Here is an 18,643-nt window from a genome sequence, read left to right on the forward strand (position 1 = left end):
GGATACAGGATACAAAGTGGAGATTATAGAATGCACCGCGCTTATTTAAACACTCATCAAGCTCTTATCTATTCCCCCTCGAAGTCGGCAGGAAGAGTTGAAAATCTCTCTTGCGTGGATTCCTTATTCAATACGATTAAAACTTTGATCTATTTCGTTATATTAATCACACTTTTTAATTGCTGACCCCTTGGGTTATCAGGGATCGCACCCCACTTAATATTCACTAGTCGACAAATCGACATTCATCAAATTAACCTCAATCAGGAGAGACGACCAATGAACATTCGTCCTTTACACGATCGCGTAATCGTTGAACGCCAAGAAGTTGAATCAAAATCTGCTGGTGGCATCGTGCTAACTGGTGCTGCTGTTGAGAAATCAACTCGCGGTATTATTCTAGCGGTAGGCAAAGGCCGCATTTTAGAAAATGGCTCAGTTCAACCACTGGATGTTAAAGTTGGTGATAGCGTTATTTTTGCAGAAGGCTACAGCACTAAATCTGAAAAAATCGACGGCAAAGAAGTGTTGATCATGTCTGAAAACGACATCATGGCTATTGTTGAATAACCAGCACTCGTTGAGTAATTCGTTTTTCGAATTCTACTAATTAGATAAAAAACAGATTTAAAAAGGAAAATAAAGATGGCTGCTAAAGACGTTAAATTTGGTAACGACGCACGAATCAAAATGCTAGAAGGTGTAAACGTTCTGGCTGACGCGGTAAAAGTAACATTAGGTCCTAAAGGCCGTAACGTTGTACTAGACAAATCATTTGGTGCTCCAACCATTACTAAAGATGGTGTTTCTGTTGCTCGTGAAATTGAACTTGAAGATAAGTTCCAAAACATGGGCGCACAAATGGTTAAAGAAGTGGCTTCGCAAGCGAATGACGCGGCGGGTGACGGAACAACAACTGCAACAGTACTTGCACAATCAATCATTGCTGAAGGCCTAAAAGCGGTTGCTGCTGGCATGAACCCAATGGATCTTAAGCGCGGTATCGATAAAGCGGTTGTGGCTGCTGTTGAAGCACTGAAAGAACTATCAGTTCCATGTGAAGATACAAAAGCTATCGCACAAGTGGGTACTATCTCTGCTAACTCTGATTCTACTGTGGGCAACTTGATTGCTGAAGCAATGGAAAAAGTAGGCCGCGATGGTGTTATCACAGTTGAAGAAGGTCAAGCTCTACAAGATGAGCTAGACGTTGTTGAAGGTATGCAGTTCGACCGTGGTTACCTATCTCCTTACTTCATCAATAATCAAGAAGCGGGCAGTGTTGATCTAGAAAGCCCATTTGTTCTTCTTATTGATAAGAAAGTATCGAACATCCGTGAACTACTTCCAACACTAGAAGCAGTAGCAAAAGCGTCTCGTCCACTTCTTATTCTTGCTGAAGATGTAGAAGGCGAAGCGCTTGCAACTCTTGTTGTGAACAACATGCGTGGCATCGTGAAAGTGGCTGCTGTTAAAGCGCCTGGTTTCGGTGACCGTCGTAAAGCAATGCTTCAAGATATCGCTATTCTTACTGGTGGTACGGTTATTTCTGAAGAGATCGGTCTAGATCTTGAAAAAGTAACGCTAGAAGATCTTGGTCAAGCAAAACGTATCTCTATCACTAAAGAGACATCAACGATCATTGATGGCGCTGGTGAAGAAGTGATGATCCAAGGTCGCGTTGCTCAAATTCGTCAACAAGTTGAAGATGCAACTTCAGACTACGACAAAGAGAAACTTCAAGAGCGCGTAGCGAAACTAGCTGGCGGTGTTGCAGTAATCAAAGTTGGCGCAGCAACTGAAGTTGAGATGAAAGAGAAGAAAGACCGCGTAGAAGATGCACTTCACGCAACTCGCGCAGCGGTTGAAGAAGGTGTGGTTGCTGGTGGTGGTGTTGCACTTATCCGCGCTGCATCTAAAGTTGCCGACCTTGTTGGTGATAACGAAGAGCAAAATGTGGGTATCCGCGTAGCACTTCGTGCGATGGAATCTCCTATCCGTCAAATCACGAAGAATGCAGGCGAAGAAGACTCTGTTGTTGCTAACAACGTTCGCGCTGGCGAAGGTAACTACGGTTACAACGCGGCAACGGGCGAATACGGTGATATGATCGCAATGGGTATTCTTGACCCAACTAAAGTAACGCGCTCTGCACTTCAGTTCGCAGCATCAGTTGCGGGTCTTATGATCACAACAGAAGCGATGGTAACAGATAAGCCTCAAGATTCTGCTGCTGCAATGCCTGATATGGGTGGCATGGGCGGTATGGGTGGAATGGGCGGCATGATGTAAGCCGACAGACTTCCTGTCTTGATTCGAAAGCCGAAGGTTCATGCCTTCGGCTTTTTTATTGCTTGCGGTTTTGTTGTGCGCGTTTAAAAAGTCTGCACTTACAATGATAAGGGCTATAGTTATATAAGTGGTAAGTTGCACATCTAGTGTTGTTTTTGAGTACTTACCTCAACGATCAATCATGACTTGGTATTAACATTAGTGATTGATAATACATATAAAATAAAGCCTTAAATAAATAGGGCTAACTATAGCCAGTGGAGATTTTTATCATGAATAAACTACTTTCAGTTCTTGCTGTATCGGCAGCAGTCGCTTCTCCTATTGCTCTTGCTGATAGTGCGCCTGTCATGTTCTCATCAATCAATGACTTTAATGCACCATCAAACACCAGTGTAAAAGGTGTTCGTGTTGCAGCCCTTCATGGTCAGGTTGATGAAGTGAAAGGTCTGGATATCGCAATAATTGGTATGTCGGAAACTCAGAAAACTACGGGTGTTAACTTAGGTTTCTTTGGTGCGGCTAAAGTTAACCAAGAGATGACGGGTGCGTCGTTGGGTTTCTTTAACTGGATGGGCGGTGATATGACGGGAGCGAACATTGGTGCTGTGAACATTACTAATAATGTGAAAGGCGCTAACGTGAGTTTTGTGAACTATTCAGAAGGTAACACTTTGGTTGATTTTGGTGCGGCAAACTTCTCTGATGCATCAACTGTCCAACTTGGCTTCTTCAATAAAACGGCGAAAATAGAAGGCGTTCAAGTTGGCTTGATCAACTGTGCTGACAATGGCTTCTTTAAGTGCTTCCCAATCATTAACTTTGCGAAGTAATTGAAATATTAGGGCATTTGAAGTCAAATTTCAGATGCCTCTTGATACGAAATGTTTCTTGATACGAATAGATAAGCCCAGACGCGCGTTGTGTGTCTGGGCTTTTTTGATTACGGCTTGTTGGGTTTATTTTTTATTGGGCGGTACTGGTCTTTGGCGAAACTTTTGGTGTACGCCTCGGCGTAAGCTTTTAAAGGAGTTCTCGGCTTTATCAACACCTAAAAGAACAGAAAGCGCTAATAGAGTGATTACGACAGATTGCTGTAAGTAACCTAGACCTATCATCATGCCAAGCGCGGCCAGCATCCAAATGATAGCGGCAGATGTCACGCCATGTATTTTCCCATCGAGTGTCATCATTACTCCCGCGCCTAAGAAACCGACGCCAGTAATAATTTGGCCTAGTACTCTCGCTTGATCAAGTGTGTTCGGTGATAAAGATATCGCCATCGACATGAAGAAGTAGGTGCCAGCTATAATGAGTATCGATGTTCTTATTCCTACGGGTTTACCACGAGTTTGTCTTTCAACCCCAATGAGTACTCCGTTTATCGCACAACACATTAAAGCTGACCAACTAAACGGGCCAAGATCTAAAACTGAAACGATGGGTTGCATGGTCAGCTCCTAAATTGCGGAGTATGCATGGAAAAGTATAGCTAATCGAATCAGAAAATTAGTAGTGACGATAAAAATATCGACTTACTCTAAATGCAGATCGAGTGGTGTTTTGCTTTTTCTTCCTCCTATCTCCCGTGTGAGCTTTGGCACTAGGTAGCCAGACACTTGCTCCATCACTTCTGCCATTATTTTTTTCGCCTCATTATCTGAGATATAAAAATGAGCAGCGCCTTGAACTTTGTCTAAAACATGCAGGTAGTATGGCAATATACCTGCATCAAATAGGGTATTGCTTAAGTTGACTTGTGCTGATGCTGAGTCGTTGACACCTTTTAGCATGACTCCTTGGTTAAGAAGAGTGACATTGGCTGCTTTGAGTTTCGTGAGCCTTTCTTTTAGCTCTGCGTTGATCTCGTTGGCGTGGTTGATATGCGTAACTAGGATCGTCTGTAGCGATGTCTGTTTGAGTATGGAGCATAGCTCATCAGTAATTCTAGCGGGAATCACCACCGGTAATCGACTATGAATACGCAGACGTTTGACGTGAGGAATCTTTTCTATCTCGGCCACTAACCATTCAAGTTCGTGATCTTTCGCCATGAGAGGATCGCCACCTGACAATATGATCTCATTGATCTCAGGTTGCTGAGCAATATAGCTAAGGCTCTGCTGCCAAACCTGTTTGCTGCCTTTGTTTTCTTGATAGGGAAAATGGCGACGGAAGCAGTAGCGACAATTAACGGCGCAGCCGCCTTTCACTATCATTAATGCTCGATTCTTATATTTATGCAGTAACCCTGGTGTTTCGTTGCCTTGCTCTTCCAGTGGATCTGTGGAGTAGCCAGGGTGAACTTCAAACTCTTCGCTTAGAGGAAGCACTTGGCGTAGCAATGGATCGTGAGGGTTGCCTGTTTCCATACGCTCAATGAAGCTTTGTGGCACACGTTGAGCAAATAAATGTTTCGCTTCGAAGCCTTTTTTCCAATGCAGAGGGTCAATTTCTAGCTGTTCTAGGAGTTTTGCGGGGTCTGAGATCGCATTCGATAGCTGTTTGAGCCAGTTTTGCTCAACAGATTCGGCTTTTCGGGTTATTATATGCGGCATTGAAATTAACTCAAAGATGTGGAAGATATAATCATGGCGACAGTAAGCACCAATGAATTCAAAGGCGGTTTAAAGTTCATGTTAGATAACGAGCCTTGCTCAATTATCGACAATGAATACGTTAAGCCAGGTAAAGGCCAAGCGTTTAACCGTGTAAAACTTCGTAAACTGCTGTCAGGCAAAGTGTTAGAGAAAACATTCAAATCAGGTGAAAGCTTCGAGCTTGCTGATGTTGTTGATATCGAATTAGCTTACCTATACAACGATGGCGAATTCTACCACTTTATGGACAATGACACATTTGAACAAATCGCCGCTGATGTAAAAGCTGTGGGTGATATGACTAAATGGTTGGTTGAAAACGATGTTTGTACTCTAACATTGTGGAATGATAACCCTATCACGGTTACTCCACCAAACTTTGTTGAAATCGAAGTAACAGAAACTGATCCTGGCCTAAAGGGCGACACTCAAGGTACTGGTGGTAAACCAGCGACGCTTGCAACAGGTGCTGTTGTTCGTGTTCCTCTATTCATTGCGATTGGCGAAGTCGTTAAAGTTGACACTCGTAGCGGTGAATACGTTGGTCGTGTGAAGTAATCTTCTTTAAGTAAGGTTACTAAGCATAAAGGTCACTTCGGTGGCCTTTTTTGTTACCTGAAACATTTTTGTTATCTGTACTTTTTTATCTGAAACCTATAGTTATCCGGAACATGGATAAAAAAAGAGCCCAGTAACGAATGACTGAGCTCTTTGATTTTCTATCTATGAATTAGATCATGAAGATGAAAATAACCGCTAATGCTGAGATTAAGCCAGCAAAGAAGTAACAAGCAATTTTGCCTGCAACACCTGCATGAATCTTAAGATCGTGCATACCGTGATGTACGCGGTGCATTGCATGCCACATTGGCAACGCTAGAGTACCGATAATGAATAGAGCGCCGATGATGCTCGTTGCAAATTCAGATACACGTTCGTAGCTCATCGCTTCAGCATCAATAATACCCAGAGGAGCAAGGATACCAAGAACCAAAATAGTCACTGGTGTGATCATTGCAAACCATGAACCGCCAGCGCCAAACAAGCCCCACCATACTGGTTCATCTGAACGTTTTGGGTTTTTATTTACCTGATAATTGTTAGACACACTCAGCTCCTTAAACCACAATGAGAACAATCAGTGAAATGAACGCAACAGCGGCCCACTGAGTTAGAACGATAATCTTCTTATCGACAAGTTTGCCTTTTATGCGAATAGGCATTACTTGAGGCATCATGCTGAAGAAGGTTTGCGCGTGTAATAGGCTACCTAATAGAGCGACGATGTTAATCGCCACAACAATTGGGTTTGCCATAAAACTTAACCATGTATCCCATGCTTCTGGGCCTTTTACTAAGCTACCCAAACCAAAAGTCAGGAACAGAGTAAATAGGATCAAAGGTAATACAGTGGCTTCACGCATCATGTAAAAACGGTAGAAAGAGCTAGATTTCCACCACGTGCGCTTCATTTCACGAACATAAGGCTTACGATTAGTCATCTTATGCGTCCTCTTTGCTTGTTTCTACTGATGTTGGTTGGCCATCAGGTTTAAGCATTGCGATCACGAAATCCATTGAAGATTCGATTTTGCCTTGGTTTACCGCTGCCGCAGGATCAACGCTCTTCGGACAAACTTCAGAACAGTAACCGACGAAAGTACAACCCCAAGCACCGTTTTCACCATTGATAAGCTTCATACGTTCAGCTTTTCCGTTATCACGGCTATCAAGGTTGTAACGGTGAGCCATCGTTAATGCCGCAGGGCCGATGAATTCAGGGTTTAAACCAAATTGTGGACATGCTGCGTAACACAGACCACAGTTAATACAGCCAGCGAACTGTTTGTATTTTGCCATTTGCGCAGGCGTTTGGTTATTTGGACCATCTTCTACAGTGCGGTCATTACCAATGATGTAAGGCTTAATTGCTTCTAAACGCTCAATAAATGGCGTCATATCAACGATTAAATCTTTCTCAATAGCAAAGTTTGCTAGAGGCTCAATGGTTACGCCATTTGGATAATCACGTAGGAAGCTCTTACATGCTAATTTTGGAACGTTGTTCACCATGATGCCGCAAGAGCCACAAATCGCCATACGACAAGACCAACGGTAAGATAGGTCTTTGTCTAGGTTGTCTTTGATATAGCCAATTGCATCAAGCACTGACATGGTTTCATCAAACGGCACATCAAAAGATTGCATGTACGGTTCGTTATCTTTTTCAGGGTCGTAGCGCAGAATATCTACTTTTTGGATACGATTTGCTGACATTATTTTTGCTCCTCGGCAGACTGTTCTTGGTTTGCTTTCGCTTCTTCAGCTGCGGCTTTCTCGGCAGCTTCACCATACAGACGTGCTTTTGGTTGCGATTTAGTAATAGTTACACCGCTGTAATCGATCGTTGGTGCAGCGTCTTCTTGGTAGAATGCTAAAGAGTGCTTGAGGAAGTTAACATCATCACGTTCTGTGCAACCTTCATCTAGACGTTGGTGTGCACCACGAGACTCTTTACGAAGGATTGCTGAACATGCCATTGCTTCTGCCACTTCAAGGCCGTATCCCACTTCAATTGCATAAAGAAGGTCAGTATTGAATACTTTGCCTTTATCTTTAATGCTGATGCGTTTGTAACGTTCTTTTAGCTCGCTGATCTTATCGATCGTCGCTTGCATTAAATCTTCTTGACGGTAGATACCACAACCCGCTTCCATGGTGTGTCCCATTTCAGTACGGATTGTTGCCCAGTTTTCGTCGCCTTCTTGATTCATCAAACCTGCAATACGATCTTCAACCGCTTTTACTTGCTTAGCGATAGACTCATCGTTCCAGCCTTTGAATTCAGCGGCACGTTTCACGGCGTTTTCACCGGCAACTCGACCGAATACAACGAATTCTGCTAGAGAGTTAGAGCCAAGACGGTTTGCACCGTGAAGACCAACTGAAGCACATTCACCTACTGCAAACAGACCTTTAATGCGAGTTTCACATAGGCCGTCAGTTTCAATACCACCCATGGTGTAGTGAACGGTAGGACGAATTGGAATCGGTTCTTTTGCTGGATCAACGTTAACGTACGCTTTTGCCAATTCACAAATGAACGGTAGACGTTCTTGCAGGTAATCTTCACCTAGGTGACGAAGATCTAGGTGTACAACATCACCTAGTGCATGCTTGATTGTGTTGCCTTTTTGCTGCTCATGCCAGAATGCTTGAGATACTTTGTCTCGTGGGCCAAGTTCCATGTACTTGTTCTTTGGCTCGCCAACGGGTGTTTCTGGTCCCATGCCGTAATCTTGTAGGTAACGGTAACCATTTTTGTTGACGATAATACCGCCTTCACCACGACAACCTTCAGTCATCAAGATGCCTGTACCTGGTAAGCCAGTTGGGTGGTATTGAACAAATTCCATATCACGCAGTGGAACGCCGTGACGATAAGCCATCGCCATGCCGTCGCCCGTTACGATGCCACCATTTGTATTACAGTGGTAAACTCGACCTGCGCCACCTGTTGCTAATACAACAGATTTTGCTTTGATCGTAACCAGTTCACCTTCCGACATATGGATAGCGATAAGGCCTTGAACTTCGCCGCCTTCAACCAATAGGTCAACCACGAAGTATTCATCAAATCGGTTGATTTGATCGTATTTCATCGATGTTTGGAATAGAGTGTGAAGCATGTGGAAGCCAGTTTTATCAGCCGCGAACCACGTTCTTTCGACTTTCATGCCTCCAAATCGGCGTACATTGACGTCGCCGTTCTCTTTACGACTCCATGGGCAACCCCATTGTTCCATTTGAACCATTTCACGAGTTGCACTTTTTACAAAGTATTCAACAACATCCTGTTCACATAGCCAGTCACCACCGCCAACGGTATCGTTGAAGTGATTGTCTAGGCTGTCTTCTTCCTTGATAACTGCTGCTGAACCACCTTCTGCAGCCACCGTGTGAGAGCGCATTGGGTAAACTTTAGAAATCAGAGCGACCTCTAAGTCAGGGTTTGCTTCTGCGGCTGCGATTGCAGTACGTAAACCAGCGCCGCCAGCGCCGATGACTGCGATATCTGTGGTGATAGTCTTCACAGTTATCCTCCAGTGTATGTGAGTTTTAAATTAACTCACTTGTTATAGTAAAAGGCTTGCTTATCGAGTTTTTTAATAATAAGCCTTAAGTGGTAGTGGGTATTCTAAAAGAGCCATGTGAACAAAAAATTGATGCTGCTAGGTTTTTTCTTCGGTAGTGAAATCGTAAGCATACTATTTGTTTTTTGTGTGATTTGAATCACATTCAATTGTGGATTTATTGGATGGTAGCGTTAGAATTCGCATAACTTTTGTTTATGTGTAACTCGATATGATTGGTTCAGATTGGCAACCCTCCGCTTCAATAGCTAAATTACAACAACGTGCATTATTGCTGGCTTCAATTCGACAGTTTTTTGCAGAACGTCAGGTTCTTGAAGTTGAGACACCTGCGATTAGTCATGCAACCGTAACGGATGTACACCTACATACTTTTCAAACTGATTTTATTGGCCCTGGCTATGCTGACGGTAGTCATCTTTATCTGATGACCAGTCCTGAATTTCATATGAAACGCTTACTGGCGGCTGGGAGTGGTTGTATTTACCAGATAGGAAAAGCATTCCGTAATGAGGAGAATGGTCGCTATCATAATCCTGAATTCACGATGTTGGAGTGGTATCGCGTTGGATTTGATCATCATGATCTAATGGCTGAAATGGACGCATTATTACAGCAAGTTCTTCAATGTGAAGCTGCTGAGAAAATGACGTATCAGAACGCATTTTTACAGGTTCTAGGGGTTTGCCCACTTGAAGCGTCGATGCAGCAACTTAAAGTTGTGGCGAATGAATTAGGCTTGAGTGATATTGCGGAGCCAGAAGAGGATAGAGATACACTACTGCAACTTCTGTTCAGCGTTGGGGTTGAAAACAAAATTGGATTGCAAGTTCCTGCCATTGTGTATGATTTCCCTGCGTCACAAGCGGCATTGGCTCGAATTAATAAGCAAGATCCGAGAGTTGCTGATCGTTTTGAAGTCTATTTCAAAGGTATCGAGCTTGCGAATGGTTTTCATGAGCTTGATGATGCAAAAGAGCAATTGGCTCGGTTTGAAGCGGATAATCAAAAACGAGTGGAGATGGGATTATCACCACAGCCTATCGATCACCACTTGATTGCGGCGCTAGAGGCTGGATTACCAGCATGTGCGGGCGTTGCTCTGGGGATTGATCGCTTAATTATGCTCGCGTTGAATTGTGATCACATTGATGATGTCACGGCATTTCCGTTCCCAAAAGCCTAGTCATCGGTCAATATAGTGTGACTGATTAAAGCCATTGCACTTAGCGTGTTATGGCTTTTTTTGTTTTCAGTATTCGATTTCTAGCTCACTAATATTCCCGTTCCGACAACGGCTAAAATCGCACCGCACCATGCATATCGATTGGGTCTTTTTTTTGTATATACCCAGAGAAGAGGCAACAGCATGATAGGTGTGGTAGAAGAGAGCAGGGCGACCATTCCTACGTTTCCTTCTTGTAGCGCATACAAAATCAGAGTCATACCCACGGCCATTGCTAAAAAGCCATTGAGAGCGGTGATACCTAACATCTTTCCTGTCATTGGGTTTATTGGACGAGCCAACTTCGCGCCACTGAGACGGAATAGACTGTGGGCAAGAAAAGCGGTGATCATACGAATGGCGGATGCTGCAACGGGATCGATACTTGTCTGCATGACGGGTTTAGCAATAATTCCCCCTAAAGCTTGGCATATCGCAGCGGTAAGACCTAATCCGACGCCCACCCAAATCTTCCCTTTGATTGATTCCAGTTCATGGGTATTCGCTTTTTTTCCGAAGAAAATGGCGGTGATGACTCCTAAGAAAACCAATACGGCCCCAACAAGCTCAGTGCCTTGCATGGTTTCGCTAAATAGGAAGTATCCTAAAATGGCAGAGAAGACCGCATGGCAAGAGAATAGAAGCCCAGCTGGCCTTGGACCCATTCGATTTAAACAAGCGAAAAGAGCGGTGTCACCGATAAAAATGCCAATTAAACCTGACAGCATCATTGGAGTGATAAGGTGAGGTTCAACGCTTGACCACCCTCCAGTCGCAAAAGCCATGGATGAAAGAATTAAAGCGGTGCAACCCATACGCCAACGGCTATAGGCAAATGTTCCAAGATGACGAGCAGGAGAGACAGATAATAGGCTTGAGATCGCCCATAGAAAAGCCGCTGCAAGCGCTAACCATTCAAATCCCATGTGAACAACATCCTTGTGATTGGGATAAATTAGCTCATAAATATGCATGAAACCGAGCTGAGAACAAAGCGATTCTTATGAAAAGGATCGCTTTGTTTCAGTCTCGGTAGCGGTATTACGGATATTAAAAGATGTACGTTTGGGCGTTATACCTTAAAACGTTCCACATCTTGACGCATAGATTCAGCGGCTTTGCTCATATCGTTCGAGCTATTACGGCTACTCTCTGCTTGATGGGCAAGATCGTCAGAAGCATCTTTAATACCTTGGGTGTTACGGCTGATATCTTCACTTACCGCGCGTTGCTCTTCGGCAGCACTTGCGATTTGTAGAGCCATATCATTGATTTCAGTGATTGCTTGAGTGATTTTGGTTAAGCTGCCATGCGCTTGCTCAGCAAAGCCAACGCTGTTCTCTGCCAGTTGAGTACTGGTTGTCATGCTTTCAACGGCATGTTCAGTATTCTTCTGCAGAGTATCAATCATGACGCGGATCTCTTCTGTTGAGCCGTGCGTTCTTTGGCTGAGTACTCGTACCTCATCAGCAACTACAGCAAAGCCTCGACCTTGTTCACCAGCGCGAGCTGCTTCGATTGCCGCATTTAACGCAAGTAAGTTGGTCTGTTCAGCAATACCTTGGATGGTTGATAGGATCTGGTTGATGCTTTGCGCGTTACTCTCTAGTTCTCGAATAACGTTAGCGGCATCTTCTACCTGAGTTGCAAGACCAGTAATCGCATCACGGTTTTGTTGAATCACTTCTTGGCCTTCATTACATGCGGTTGCTGATGCTTGAGACGCTGATGCGGTTAATTCTGCGTGGCTTGCTACTTCTGCCGCCGTTGCTGACATCTCATGGATAGCCGTTGCTATTTGATTGATATCGTTTTGCTGGTTTTCAACTCGAATTGAAGATTGAGTGGCCAGCTGATTCGCTTGCTCGGCATGATTGTTTAAGTCATGGCTGTGCTCAATGACTCCTTTTAGCATGCTCTGCATTTGGCTTAAGAACTGGTTCACAAGCTCGGCAAGTTTTCCAATCTCATCCATGCGAGTAATATCAATACGCTGAGTCAGATCGCCTCGGCCCTGTGCGAGTTGAGTGAGTGCTTCAGATAGCGTTTGTAATGGGTAAAGCAAGCGGTTGATGACCATGGTACTTGCGATTGAAATGACGATGTACAAAATAAATGAAGTTAGCGCGATGAACTGGATAGCATCAGATACCGCAGAAAACGCCATCTCTTTATCGATAACAATACCCAGTGACCAATCGGTATTCGGTACATTGGCGATGTAGATCATCTTCTCATTCTGTTTAGGCCAAGCGAGAGTCGTGATCGTTTGGTTTTGAATCAGTTGTGAAACTTTGCTTGCCGTAAGTTCAGGGTTCAGACTTGTTAGTGGTTTTTGGCTTAACTCTTCATCACTGTAAGCCACGATGTTGTTGTTACCATCGACCAAGAATGCAAAACCATCGTTATCAAGTTTTACGTTAAGAACGGCATCAATAATGCTCGTCACGGTTAAGTCAGCGGCGAGAACACCTTTTTGTTCACCGTTAAATGCTTTGGCGAAACTGATGACAATGCTGCCATCAAAGTCTTGATAAGGTTCAGTAATAATGAGCCCTGACGCTGCATTTGCATCTTTATACCAAGGGCGAGTTCGTGGGTCGTAGCCTGCTGGCCAATCTTCACCCTTATCACCGTATGCGATAGTGCCATCACTAAACCCGGCGTAGACAGATAAGAATTGCCCCGCTTGCTTGGTGATGAGGAGTTCGCGATCTGAATTTTCATTGCTAGAAACGGTTGGTTCATTCGCAACCATCATATCGCTACGAATAGAGAGCCAATCGGCAATATAGTTGGTTGTACTTACACTTACATTCTTCATTTCTTGGCTAATCGCAACTTCAGTCTCTTGGGTGAGCTGATTGACGGAAATCCAAGCTTGAGCGCCACTAACTACGGCGATAATAACCGCTATTGCGATTTGAATTTTAAATTTGATGGTATGCCTCAAGGTCTATTCCTCCCTCTTAGAAAATCGATAGTCAAAATGATGCATGGTGCTGGTGGATGCGTGATTGACGCGCGTGTAGTGTCGTTGTATTGATGTATAAAAAATGTGTTTAGAATCAAATAAATCCAAACCTATAAGCGGTTTGTTGGATAAAATGTGAAGCGAAATCACAGTTGTCTATTAAATTAAAATCGCGGTTATGTAGGCTTATAAATGTTACATGCTCATTCAAGCCTACGTATATCCCACTATTGATAATTTAGGTAATAATGAGGGCGGCAATATAAACAATGAGTAAGCCAATTACGCCCATGATTAAACCTGTTTTTGCCATGTCCTTACTTTCGATAAGTCCTGTTGAATAAGCCAAAGAGTTTGGTGGCGTAGAGACCGGAAGGATCATCCCTAATGACGCAGAGAAGGCGACAACAACCAGTAAACCTTGCAATCCACCAATGCTGACTAAGCTTTCCATTGATGCTCCAATCGCGGCAGCAATGGGCATTAATAAGTTGGCGGTGGCGGTATTCGACATGAAGTTCGCCATTAACCAACAGATTATCGATAAGGTGAACACCACCGACATTGGAGAAAGAGATTCATAATCAATAGCGTGAGCAAGCGCTGCGGCTAGCCCTGTTTTATCTAAACCGATCCCGATAGCAATACCACCTGCAACTAACCACAATACATCCCAGTTAATCTGCTTAAGCTCCTCTTTGCCCATGATCCCAGTCAGCGTAAATACGGCTAGCGGGATAATAGAAACCACATAGGTATTCATCCCATGTAGTTTAGTCGTCATCCATAGAATAATGGTGGCCGCAAAGGTGACATAGACGACGATCGCGCGCCAACTCTTCTTGAATTTTCCGTCGAGTTTTAAAATCATCTCTTTCTCTGACGATGGAAAGAATTTCTGCAATAAAAACCAAGCGATGGTGAGTTGGATAATGACAAAAGGTAGCCCCATCATCATCCATGAAAGGAAATCGATACTGTTTTCACCGGTTAAATATTGAAGAGCGATGGCGTTTGGAGGGGTTCCTATTGGTGTTGCGATGCCACCGGTATTCGCGGCAATCGGAATACATAAAACCAATGCTTTTATACCTAAATCACCTCTTGGTGCAGACGCGACGATGGGGCCGAGTAGCGCCAGCATCATAACCGTGGTCGCGGTATTGGACATAAACATAGAGAAGACAGCAGTGATCAACATGAGCCCAAGCATAATAAAGCGAGGCTGTGTACCAAAAGGTTTGAGTAACACTCGGGCTAAGTTGTTGTCGAGTTCATATTTGGAGGCTGCAATCGCAAGAGCAAATCCCCCCATAAATAGAATAATAATAGGAGACGAAAATGCACTGAATATGTCGGTGTATTTCATTAACTCTCCAAGATCATGTCCCGCAGGGGGCGATCTAAAAAGATGAAGCCCTTTGTCTGAGATCATCACTAGCTCTAAAGCGATAATGAGAATTGAGGTGGCAAATACGGGAACAGGCTCAAGCACCCACAAAAGAGCGGCAAGTAGGAAAATAGCGAGTAGTCGATGCTGAATTAAAGTGAGGTCGTCGATAGGGATAGCATCTATTGGCATAAAGAGCACAGCTAAGGGGATTGAAAAGCAGACTAGCAGCTTCAACAGCACTCCTGAACGTAATTTCGGCATAGATGACCAACCTCATAAATAAATGAACTCAAAATAGAATAAATTATCAACGATTTAGGTACCTAGACGGGAGTATGACTTTTACAAACTCGTAGCATATTTCGGTGAGAGGTTTGTCTTTGGTCAAGAAAATGAACTGATGCTTTTGTCGATAGATATAAAAAAGTTGATACCGAAGTACCAACTTTTTAAAGAGAGTTAAGGATGGTTGGTTACGCTTGTGTCTTATTTTCAGCACTCTTAATGTGTGCGTAAGCGGTACCCATTACGGTCGCTTCACCATTTTTCATTGATTCATCAAATTGAATCGAATCCTTAGCAAAAAGGTTGATAACAGTAGAGCCAAGTTTAAAGCGGCCCATTTCTTCACCTTTCTTCAAGCTCACAGCGGTATTGCCTTCTGATGGATAGTCCCATTTGTAAACGGAATTACCGCGTGGAGGGGTGATGGTTCCCGCCCATACTTGTTCGATGCTTCCTACAATGGTTGCGCCTACAAGAACTTGAGCAAGAGGACCGAATTCAGTATCGAAGATACAGACAACACGTTCGTTACGAGCAAATAGATTCGGAACATTTTCTGCAGTTAATGGATTGACTGAGAAAAGGTCGCCAGGAACATAAATCATCTGGCGAAGCGTACCGTCACATGGCATGTGAACACGGTGGTAATCGCTTGGCGATAAGTAAAGTGTCGCAAATTCACCATCTTTAAACTCTTCAGCAAGGTTAGCGTCGCCGCCAAGTAGCTCCTGTGCTGAGTAATTGTGGCCTTTCGCTTGAATTAACTGACCGTCAGTAATTGGTCCGAATTGACTAACGCGAGCATCTGCTGGGTGAGAAATTACCGTTTCACCTTCAGCGATTGGGCGCATGCCTTCTTTAAGCTCACGGACAAAAAATTCGTTGAACGTTTTGAAATGTTTAGGATCGCTGTGCAGAGCTTCATCCATGTTGACTTTGTATTGCTTAATAAACCAATTAATAATCGCGGTGGTTAAAGCGCCTGCTTTTGCAGATGCAATTTTACCGACTAGGCGAGTTAGCCCGTGCTGTGGAATACAGTATTGCAATCCAACTTTGATTTTATCCATGGTGCGAGTTTCCAGTGCTCTATGTTTAGGTTTTAAAAGAGGATGCCCAGCCTACAATGAGTAGGCGTGGTATCAGTTGTTCATAATATGGTGCTTATTTACCGATATTCTAGTCTTAGAGGTCAGCTTTTTTTCCACGAGAATACTGACGATTCGCTTTGTTTTCACCCATGCTTTCGATGATGCGGTGATAATTATCAAATCGTAGCTTGCTTATTTTCCCGCTTTCTACGGCTTCTCTTAGGAGGCAACCAGGATCGTCCATGTGCGTACAATCTCTAAATTTGCATCCCCCTAAATATGGGCGGAACTCGATGAAAGCTTCTGTGATCTCTTCGGGTTCAAGGTGCCATAAACCGAACTCTCGAACTCCAGGGGAGTCAATTAAATCACCACCAGATGGAAAATGGTATAAACGAGCAGCCGTCGTAGTATGTTGACCAAGCCCTGAGTTTTCAGAAACCACGCCCTCTTCAATATCGAGAGTTGGCATTAATGCGTTAACCAGACTGGATTTACCTACGCCTGATTGACCTACGAAAATATTAATTCTGCCTTTAAGTTCAGCTTCAAGCTCAGGAATGCCGTAGCTAGACTCTTTACTGACAAGAAGCACTTTATAGCCAATTTTTTCATAAGCTTTTAATGTTTCTTGGTATTCAGCGATCTGCTTCTCTGTGAGGAGGTCGACTTTATTAAGTACGACAAGTGGGGCTATGTTTACTGTTTCTGATGCAATTAAGTAGCGGTCAATAATGTTAAGGGATAGCTCTGGTAACACGGCTGATACAATGATCATTTGGTCAACGTTTGCTGCAACAGGCTTTAGGCCATCATAGTAGTCGGGGCGAGTTAGCATTGATGTTCTTGGCTCAACGGCTTCAACAACACCAGAAATACCAGCCATTGATTCCAGACCTGCGCGCCAAATGACCTTGTCGCCAGACACTAAAGTTTCAATACTACGGCGTAAGTTACAGCGGTGAACTTCATTGGTTTCTAGATCTTCAATGTCAGCATGTTGCCCAAAGCGAGTAATCACTAAACCACGTTTAGTGCCGCCCAGCATGTTTTCGTCCCACTGAACAGAGTCTTCTTTTTTAAGTCGCTTATTCTGGTTGCTGCGTACGCGTCGTACTTGACCTTTGGTTAACTTTTTCTTTTTAGCCACAATTTTCCACTTAACACATCTAAATTGATGATTGAGTACTCAACGCTATGTTATTGACACTACGATATTTCGGTCGTGCTAAACCTAGTTTGAGTATACATATTTGGGTATAGTACCTCTTTTATACCTAAACAAATAGGCAGCTCCCTTATGTCCTTTAGCGATCAGAACTTAATTTGGGTCGATCTGGAGATGACAGGCTTAGATCCTGAAACTCATAAAATCATTGAAATTGCATCCATTGTTACCGATAGCGAATTAAATATTCTAGCAGAAGGGCCTGTTTTGGCTATTCACCAATCTGATGATGAATTAGCGAAAATGGATGAGTGGTGTACGACAACGCATACTGGTAGCGGCTTAGTTAAGCGAGTTCAAGAGAGCCAAGTCACCGAGCAAGATGCAATTGATCAAACGATCGCGTTCTTAGAAAAATGGGTCTCAAAAGGAAAATCGCCAATTTGTGGGAATAGTATTGGGCAAGATCGTCGCTTCCTTTACAAACATATGCCTGAATTAGAGCAATACTTCCATTACCGTTATATCGATGTGAGCACTTTGAAAGAGCTGACTCGTCGTTGGAAACCAGAGGTTCTTGATGGCTTTTCAAAAACAGGTAGCCATTTAGCACTGGACGATATTCGTGAGTCGATTGCGGAATTGCAGTACTACCGTAAAACAATTATTAGTATCTAGTTGATTGTAAAAGCGGGTTTTATGGTACGCGTCATGGTTACACTTGGTTAAAAAATGCGTTTTTTGCATGCTTTTCCATCAAAATAGTAGAAAATTAATTTTTTTTGAAGGAAGGACTTGCATCACAAAAAAATGCTCTTATAATTCGCAGCCCTGAACGACGAAAGACGTTTCAGTTTGCGATACTAGCTCAGTTGGTAGAGCGCAACCTTGCCAAGGTTGAGGTCATCGGTTCGAACCCGATGTATCGCTCCAATTTTTCTCTTTGAGCTTTGCTCAGAAAGAATAGAAAAGAGTCATTGTCTTAAACAATGCATCCGGACGCGGGATGGAGCAGCTTGGTAGCTCGTCGGGCTCATAACCCGAAGGTCGTAGGTTCAAATCCTGCTCCCGCAACCACATTTAGATTGAACGCTTTAGCGGTCRATYATGCGATACTAGCTCAGTTGGTAGAGCGCAACCTTGCCAAGGTTGAGGTCATCGGTTCGAACCCGATGTATCGCTCCAATTTCTCTCTTTGAGYYTTGCTCAGAAAGAGTTGGAAAAGCGTCATTGTCTTAARCAATGCATCCGGACGCGGGATGGAGCAGCTTGGTAGCTCGTCGGGCTCATAACCCGAAGGTCGTAGGTTCAAATCCTGCTCCCGCAACCACATTTAGATTGAACGCTTTAGCGGTCGATCATGCGATACTAGCTCAGTTGGTAGAGCGCAACCTTGCCAAGGTTGAGGTCATCGGTTCGAACCCGATGTATCGCTCCAATTTCTCTCTTTGAGCCTTGCTC

At 43.7% G+C, this 18,643-nt stretch carries 17 protein-coding genes and 5 tRNA genes; 11 read left to right on the forward strand and 11 right to left on the reverse strand.

Annotation, left to right across the window (positions count from 1 at the left end):
- The first annotated feature begins 279 nt into the window (after positions 1-279).
- The 3 genes from L4C39_RS10895 (at position 280) to L4C39_RS10905 (ending at position 3,125) form a co-directional block, all read left to right on the forward strand.
- The gene (locus tag L4C39_RS10895; RefSeq protein ID WP_017053378.1) at positions 280-570 is read left to right on the forward strand and encodes a co-chaperone GroES; all 291 of its coding nucleotides are present in this window, start codon (positions 280-282) and stop codon (positions 568-570) included.
- Positions 571-645: 75 nt separating this feature from the next.
- Positions 646-2,292, forward strand: coding sequence for a chaperonin GroEL (gene groL, locus L4C39_RS10900; RefSeq protein ID WP_017053379.1), 1,647 nt, complete (start codon positions 646-648; stop codon positions 2,290-2,292).
- Positions 2,293-2,564: 272 nt separating this feature from the next.
- Complete coding sequence (locus L4C39_RS10905; protein ID WP_017053380.1) at positions 2,565-3,125, forward strand: VC2662 family protein; 561 nt, start codon at positions 2,565-2,567, stop codon at positions 3,123-3,125.
- Positions 3,126-3,251: 126 nt separating this feature from the next.
- On the opposite strand, the gene L4C39_RS10910 is transcribed toward L4C39_RS10905, so the two are convergent.
- Positions 3,252-3,743 carry an MgtC/SapB family protein gene (locus L4C39_RS10910; protein WP_113798996.1) on the reverse strand — a complete coding sequence of 164 codons (492 nt, stop codon included), beginning with the start codon at positions 3,741-3,743 and terminating at the stop codon, positions 3,252-3,254.
- 84 nt (positions 3,744-3,827) lie between these two features.
- Complete coding sequence (epmB, locus tag L4C39_RS10915; RefSeq protein WP_429745857.1) at positions 3,828-4,850, reverse strand: EF-P beta-lysylation protein EpmB; 1,023 nt, start codon at positions 4,848-4,850, stop codon at positions 3,828-3,830.
- A 33-nt stretch (positions 4,851-4,883) separates the two neighbouring features.
- Here epmB and efp point away from each other — a divergent pair, with 33 nt between their 5' ends.
- The gene (efp, locus tag L4C39_RS10920; RefSeq protein WP_017053383.1) at positions 4,884-5,450 is read left to right on the forward strand and encodes an elongation factor P; all 567 of its coding nucleotides are present in this window, start codon (positions 4,884-4,886) and stop codon (positions 5,448-5,450) included.
- A gap of 172 nt (positions 5,451-5,622) precedes the next feature.
- On the opposite strand, the gene frdD is transcribed toward efp, so the two are convergent.
- Genes frdD through frdA form a run of 4 tightly spaced genes read right to left on the reverse strand, consistent with a single transcriptional unit; the run spans position 5,623 to position 8,986 of the window.
- Positions 5,623-6,000: a fumarate reductase subunit FrdD gene (frdD, locus tag L4C39_RS10925; protein WP_017053384.1), complete on the reverse strand. Its 378-nt coding sequence runs from the start codon at positions 5,998-6,000 to the stop codon at positions 5,623-5,625.
- A 10-nt stretch (positions 6,001-6,010) separates the two neighbouring features.
- Positions 6,011-6,394, reverse strand: coding sequence for a fumarate reductase subunit FrdC (frdC, locus tag L4C39_RS10930; protein ID WP_429745859.1), 384 nt, complete (start codon positions 6,392-6,394; stop codon positions 6,011-6,013).
- Between the two features lies 1 nt (position 6,395).
- A complete protein-coding gene (locus L4C39_RS10935) occupies positions 6,396-7,169 on the reverse strand; it encodes a succinate dehydrogenase/fumarate reductase iron-sulfur subunit (RefSeq protein ID WP_429745861.1) in 774 nt (257 codons plus the stop codon).
- Positions 7,169-8,986 (reverse strand): fumarate reductase (quinol) flavoprotein subunit, encoded by a 1,818-nt coding sequence (gene frdA / locus L4C39_RS10940; RefSeq protein WP_017053387.1) that lies wholly within the window; start codon positions 8,984-8,986, stop codon positions 7,169-7,171. Before frdA ends, L4C39_RS10935 begins: the two co-directional genes overlap by 1 nt.
- 274 nt (positions 8,987-9,260) lie before the next feature.
- Here frdA and epmA point away from each other — a divergent pair, with 274 nt between their 5' ends.
- Positions 9,261-10,232 carry an elongation factor P--(R)-beta-lysine ligase gene (gene epmA / locus L4C39_RS10945; protein WP_136995693.1) on the forward strand — a complete coding sequence of 324 codons (972 nt, stop codon included), beginning with the start codon at positions 9,261-9,263 and terminating at the stop codon, positions 10,230-10,232.
- An 80-nt stretch (positions 10,233-10,312) separates the two neighbouring features.
- On the opposite strand, the gene L4C39_RS10950 is transcribed toward epmA, so the two are convergent.
- From L4C39_RS10950 to rsgA, 5 genes are all read right to left on the reverse strand, one after another.
- A complete protein-coding gene (locus L4C39_RS10950) occupies positions 10,313-11,197 on the reverse strand; it encodes a DMT family transporter (RefSeq protein ID WP_429745863.1) in 885 nt (294 codons plus the stop codon).
- A gap of 146 nt (positions 11,198-11,343) precedes the next feature.
- A complete protein-coding gene (locus L4C39_RS10955) occupies positions 11,344-13,224 on the reverse strand; it encodes a methyl-accepting chemotaxis protein (RefSeq protein ID WP_136995689.1) in 1,881 nt (626 codons plus the stop codon).
- Positions 13,225-13,483: 259 nt separating this feature from the next.
- A complete protein-coding gene (locus L4C39_RS10960) occupies positions 13,484-14,899 on the reverse strand; it encodes an SLC13 family permease (protein WP_113798989.1) in 1,416 nt (471 codons plus the stop codon).
- Between the two features lie 212 nt (positions 14,900-15,111).
- Positions 15,112-15,993 (reverse strand): archaetidylserine decarboxylase, encoded by an 882-nt coding sequence (gene asd, locus L4C39_RS10965; protein ID WP_017053392.1) that lies wholly within the window; start codon positions 15,991-15,993, stop codon positions 15,112-15,114.
- 115 nt (positions 15,994-16,108) lie between these two features.
- The gene (gene rsgA / locus L4C39_RS10970; RefSeq protein ID WP_429745866.1) at positions 16,109-17,164 is read right to left on the reverse strand and encodes a small ribosomal subunit biogenesis GTPase RsgA; all 1,056 of its coding nucleotides are present in this window, start codon (positions 17,162-17,164) and stop codon (positions 16,109-16,111) included.
- A gap of 150 nt (positions 17,165-17,314) precedes the next feature.
- Here rsgA and orn point away from each other — a divergent pair, with 150 nt between their 5' ends.
- The 6 genes from orn to L4C39_RS11000 all read left to right on the forward strand — a co-directional run bounded on the left by orn (position 17,315) and on the right by L4C39_RS11000 (position 18,620).
- A complete protein-coding gene (gene orn, locus L4C39_RS10975) occupies positions 17,315-17,860 on the forward strand; it encodes an oligoribonuclease (RefSeq protein WP_017053394.1) in 546 nt (181 codons plus the stop codon).
- 179 nt (positions 17,861-18,039) lie between these two features.
- Positions 18,040-18,115: transfer RNA gene (locus L4C39_RS10980), tRNA-Gly, on the forward strand.
- 67 nt (positions 18,116-18,182) lie between these two features.
- Positions 18,183-18,259: transfer RNA gene (locus L4C39_RS10985), tRNA-Met, on the forward strand.
- A gap of 32 nt (positions 18,260-18,291) precedes the next feature.
- A tRNA-Gly gene (locus L4C39_RS10990) sits at positions 18,292-18,367 on the forward strand.
- Positions 18,368-18,435: 68 nt separating this feature from the next.
- A tRNA-Met gene (locus tag L4C39_RS10995) sits at positions 18,436-18,512 on the forward strand.
- Positions 18,513-18,544: 32 nt separating this feature from the next.
- A tRNA-Gly gene (locus L4C39_RS11000) sits at positions 18,545-18,620 on the forward strand.
- Positions 18,621-18,643 lie beyond the last annotated feature (23 nt).

It is taken from the genome of Vibrio clamense (genome assembly GCF_050337905.1).
Lineage (GTDB): Bacteria > Pseudomonadota > Gammaproteobacteria > Enterobacterales > Vibrionaceae > Vibrio > Vibrio cortegadensis.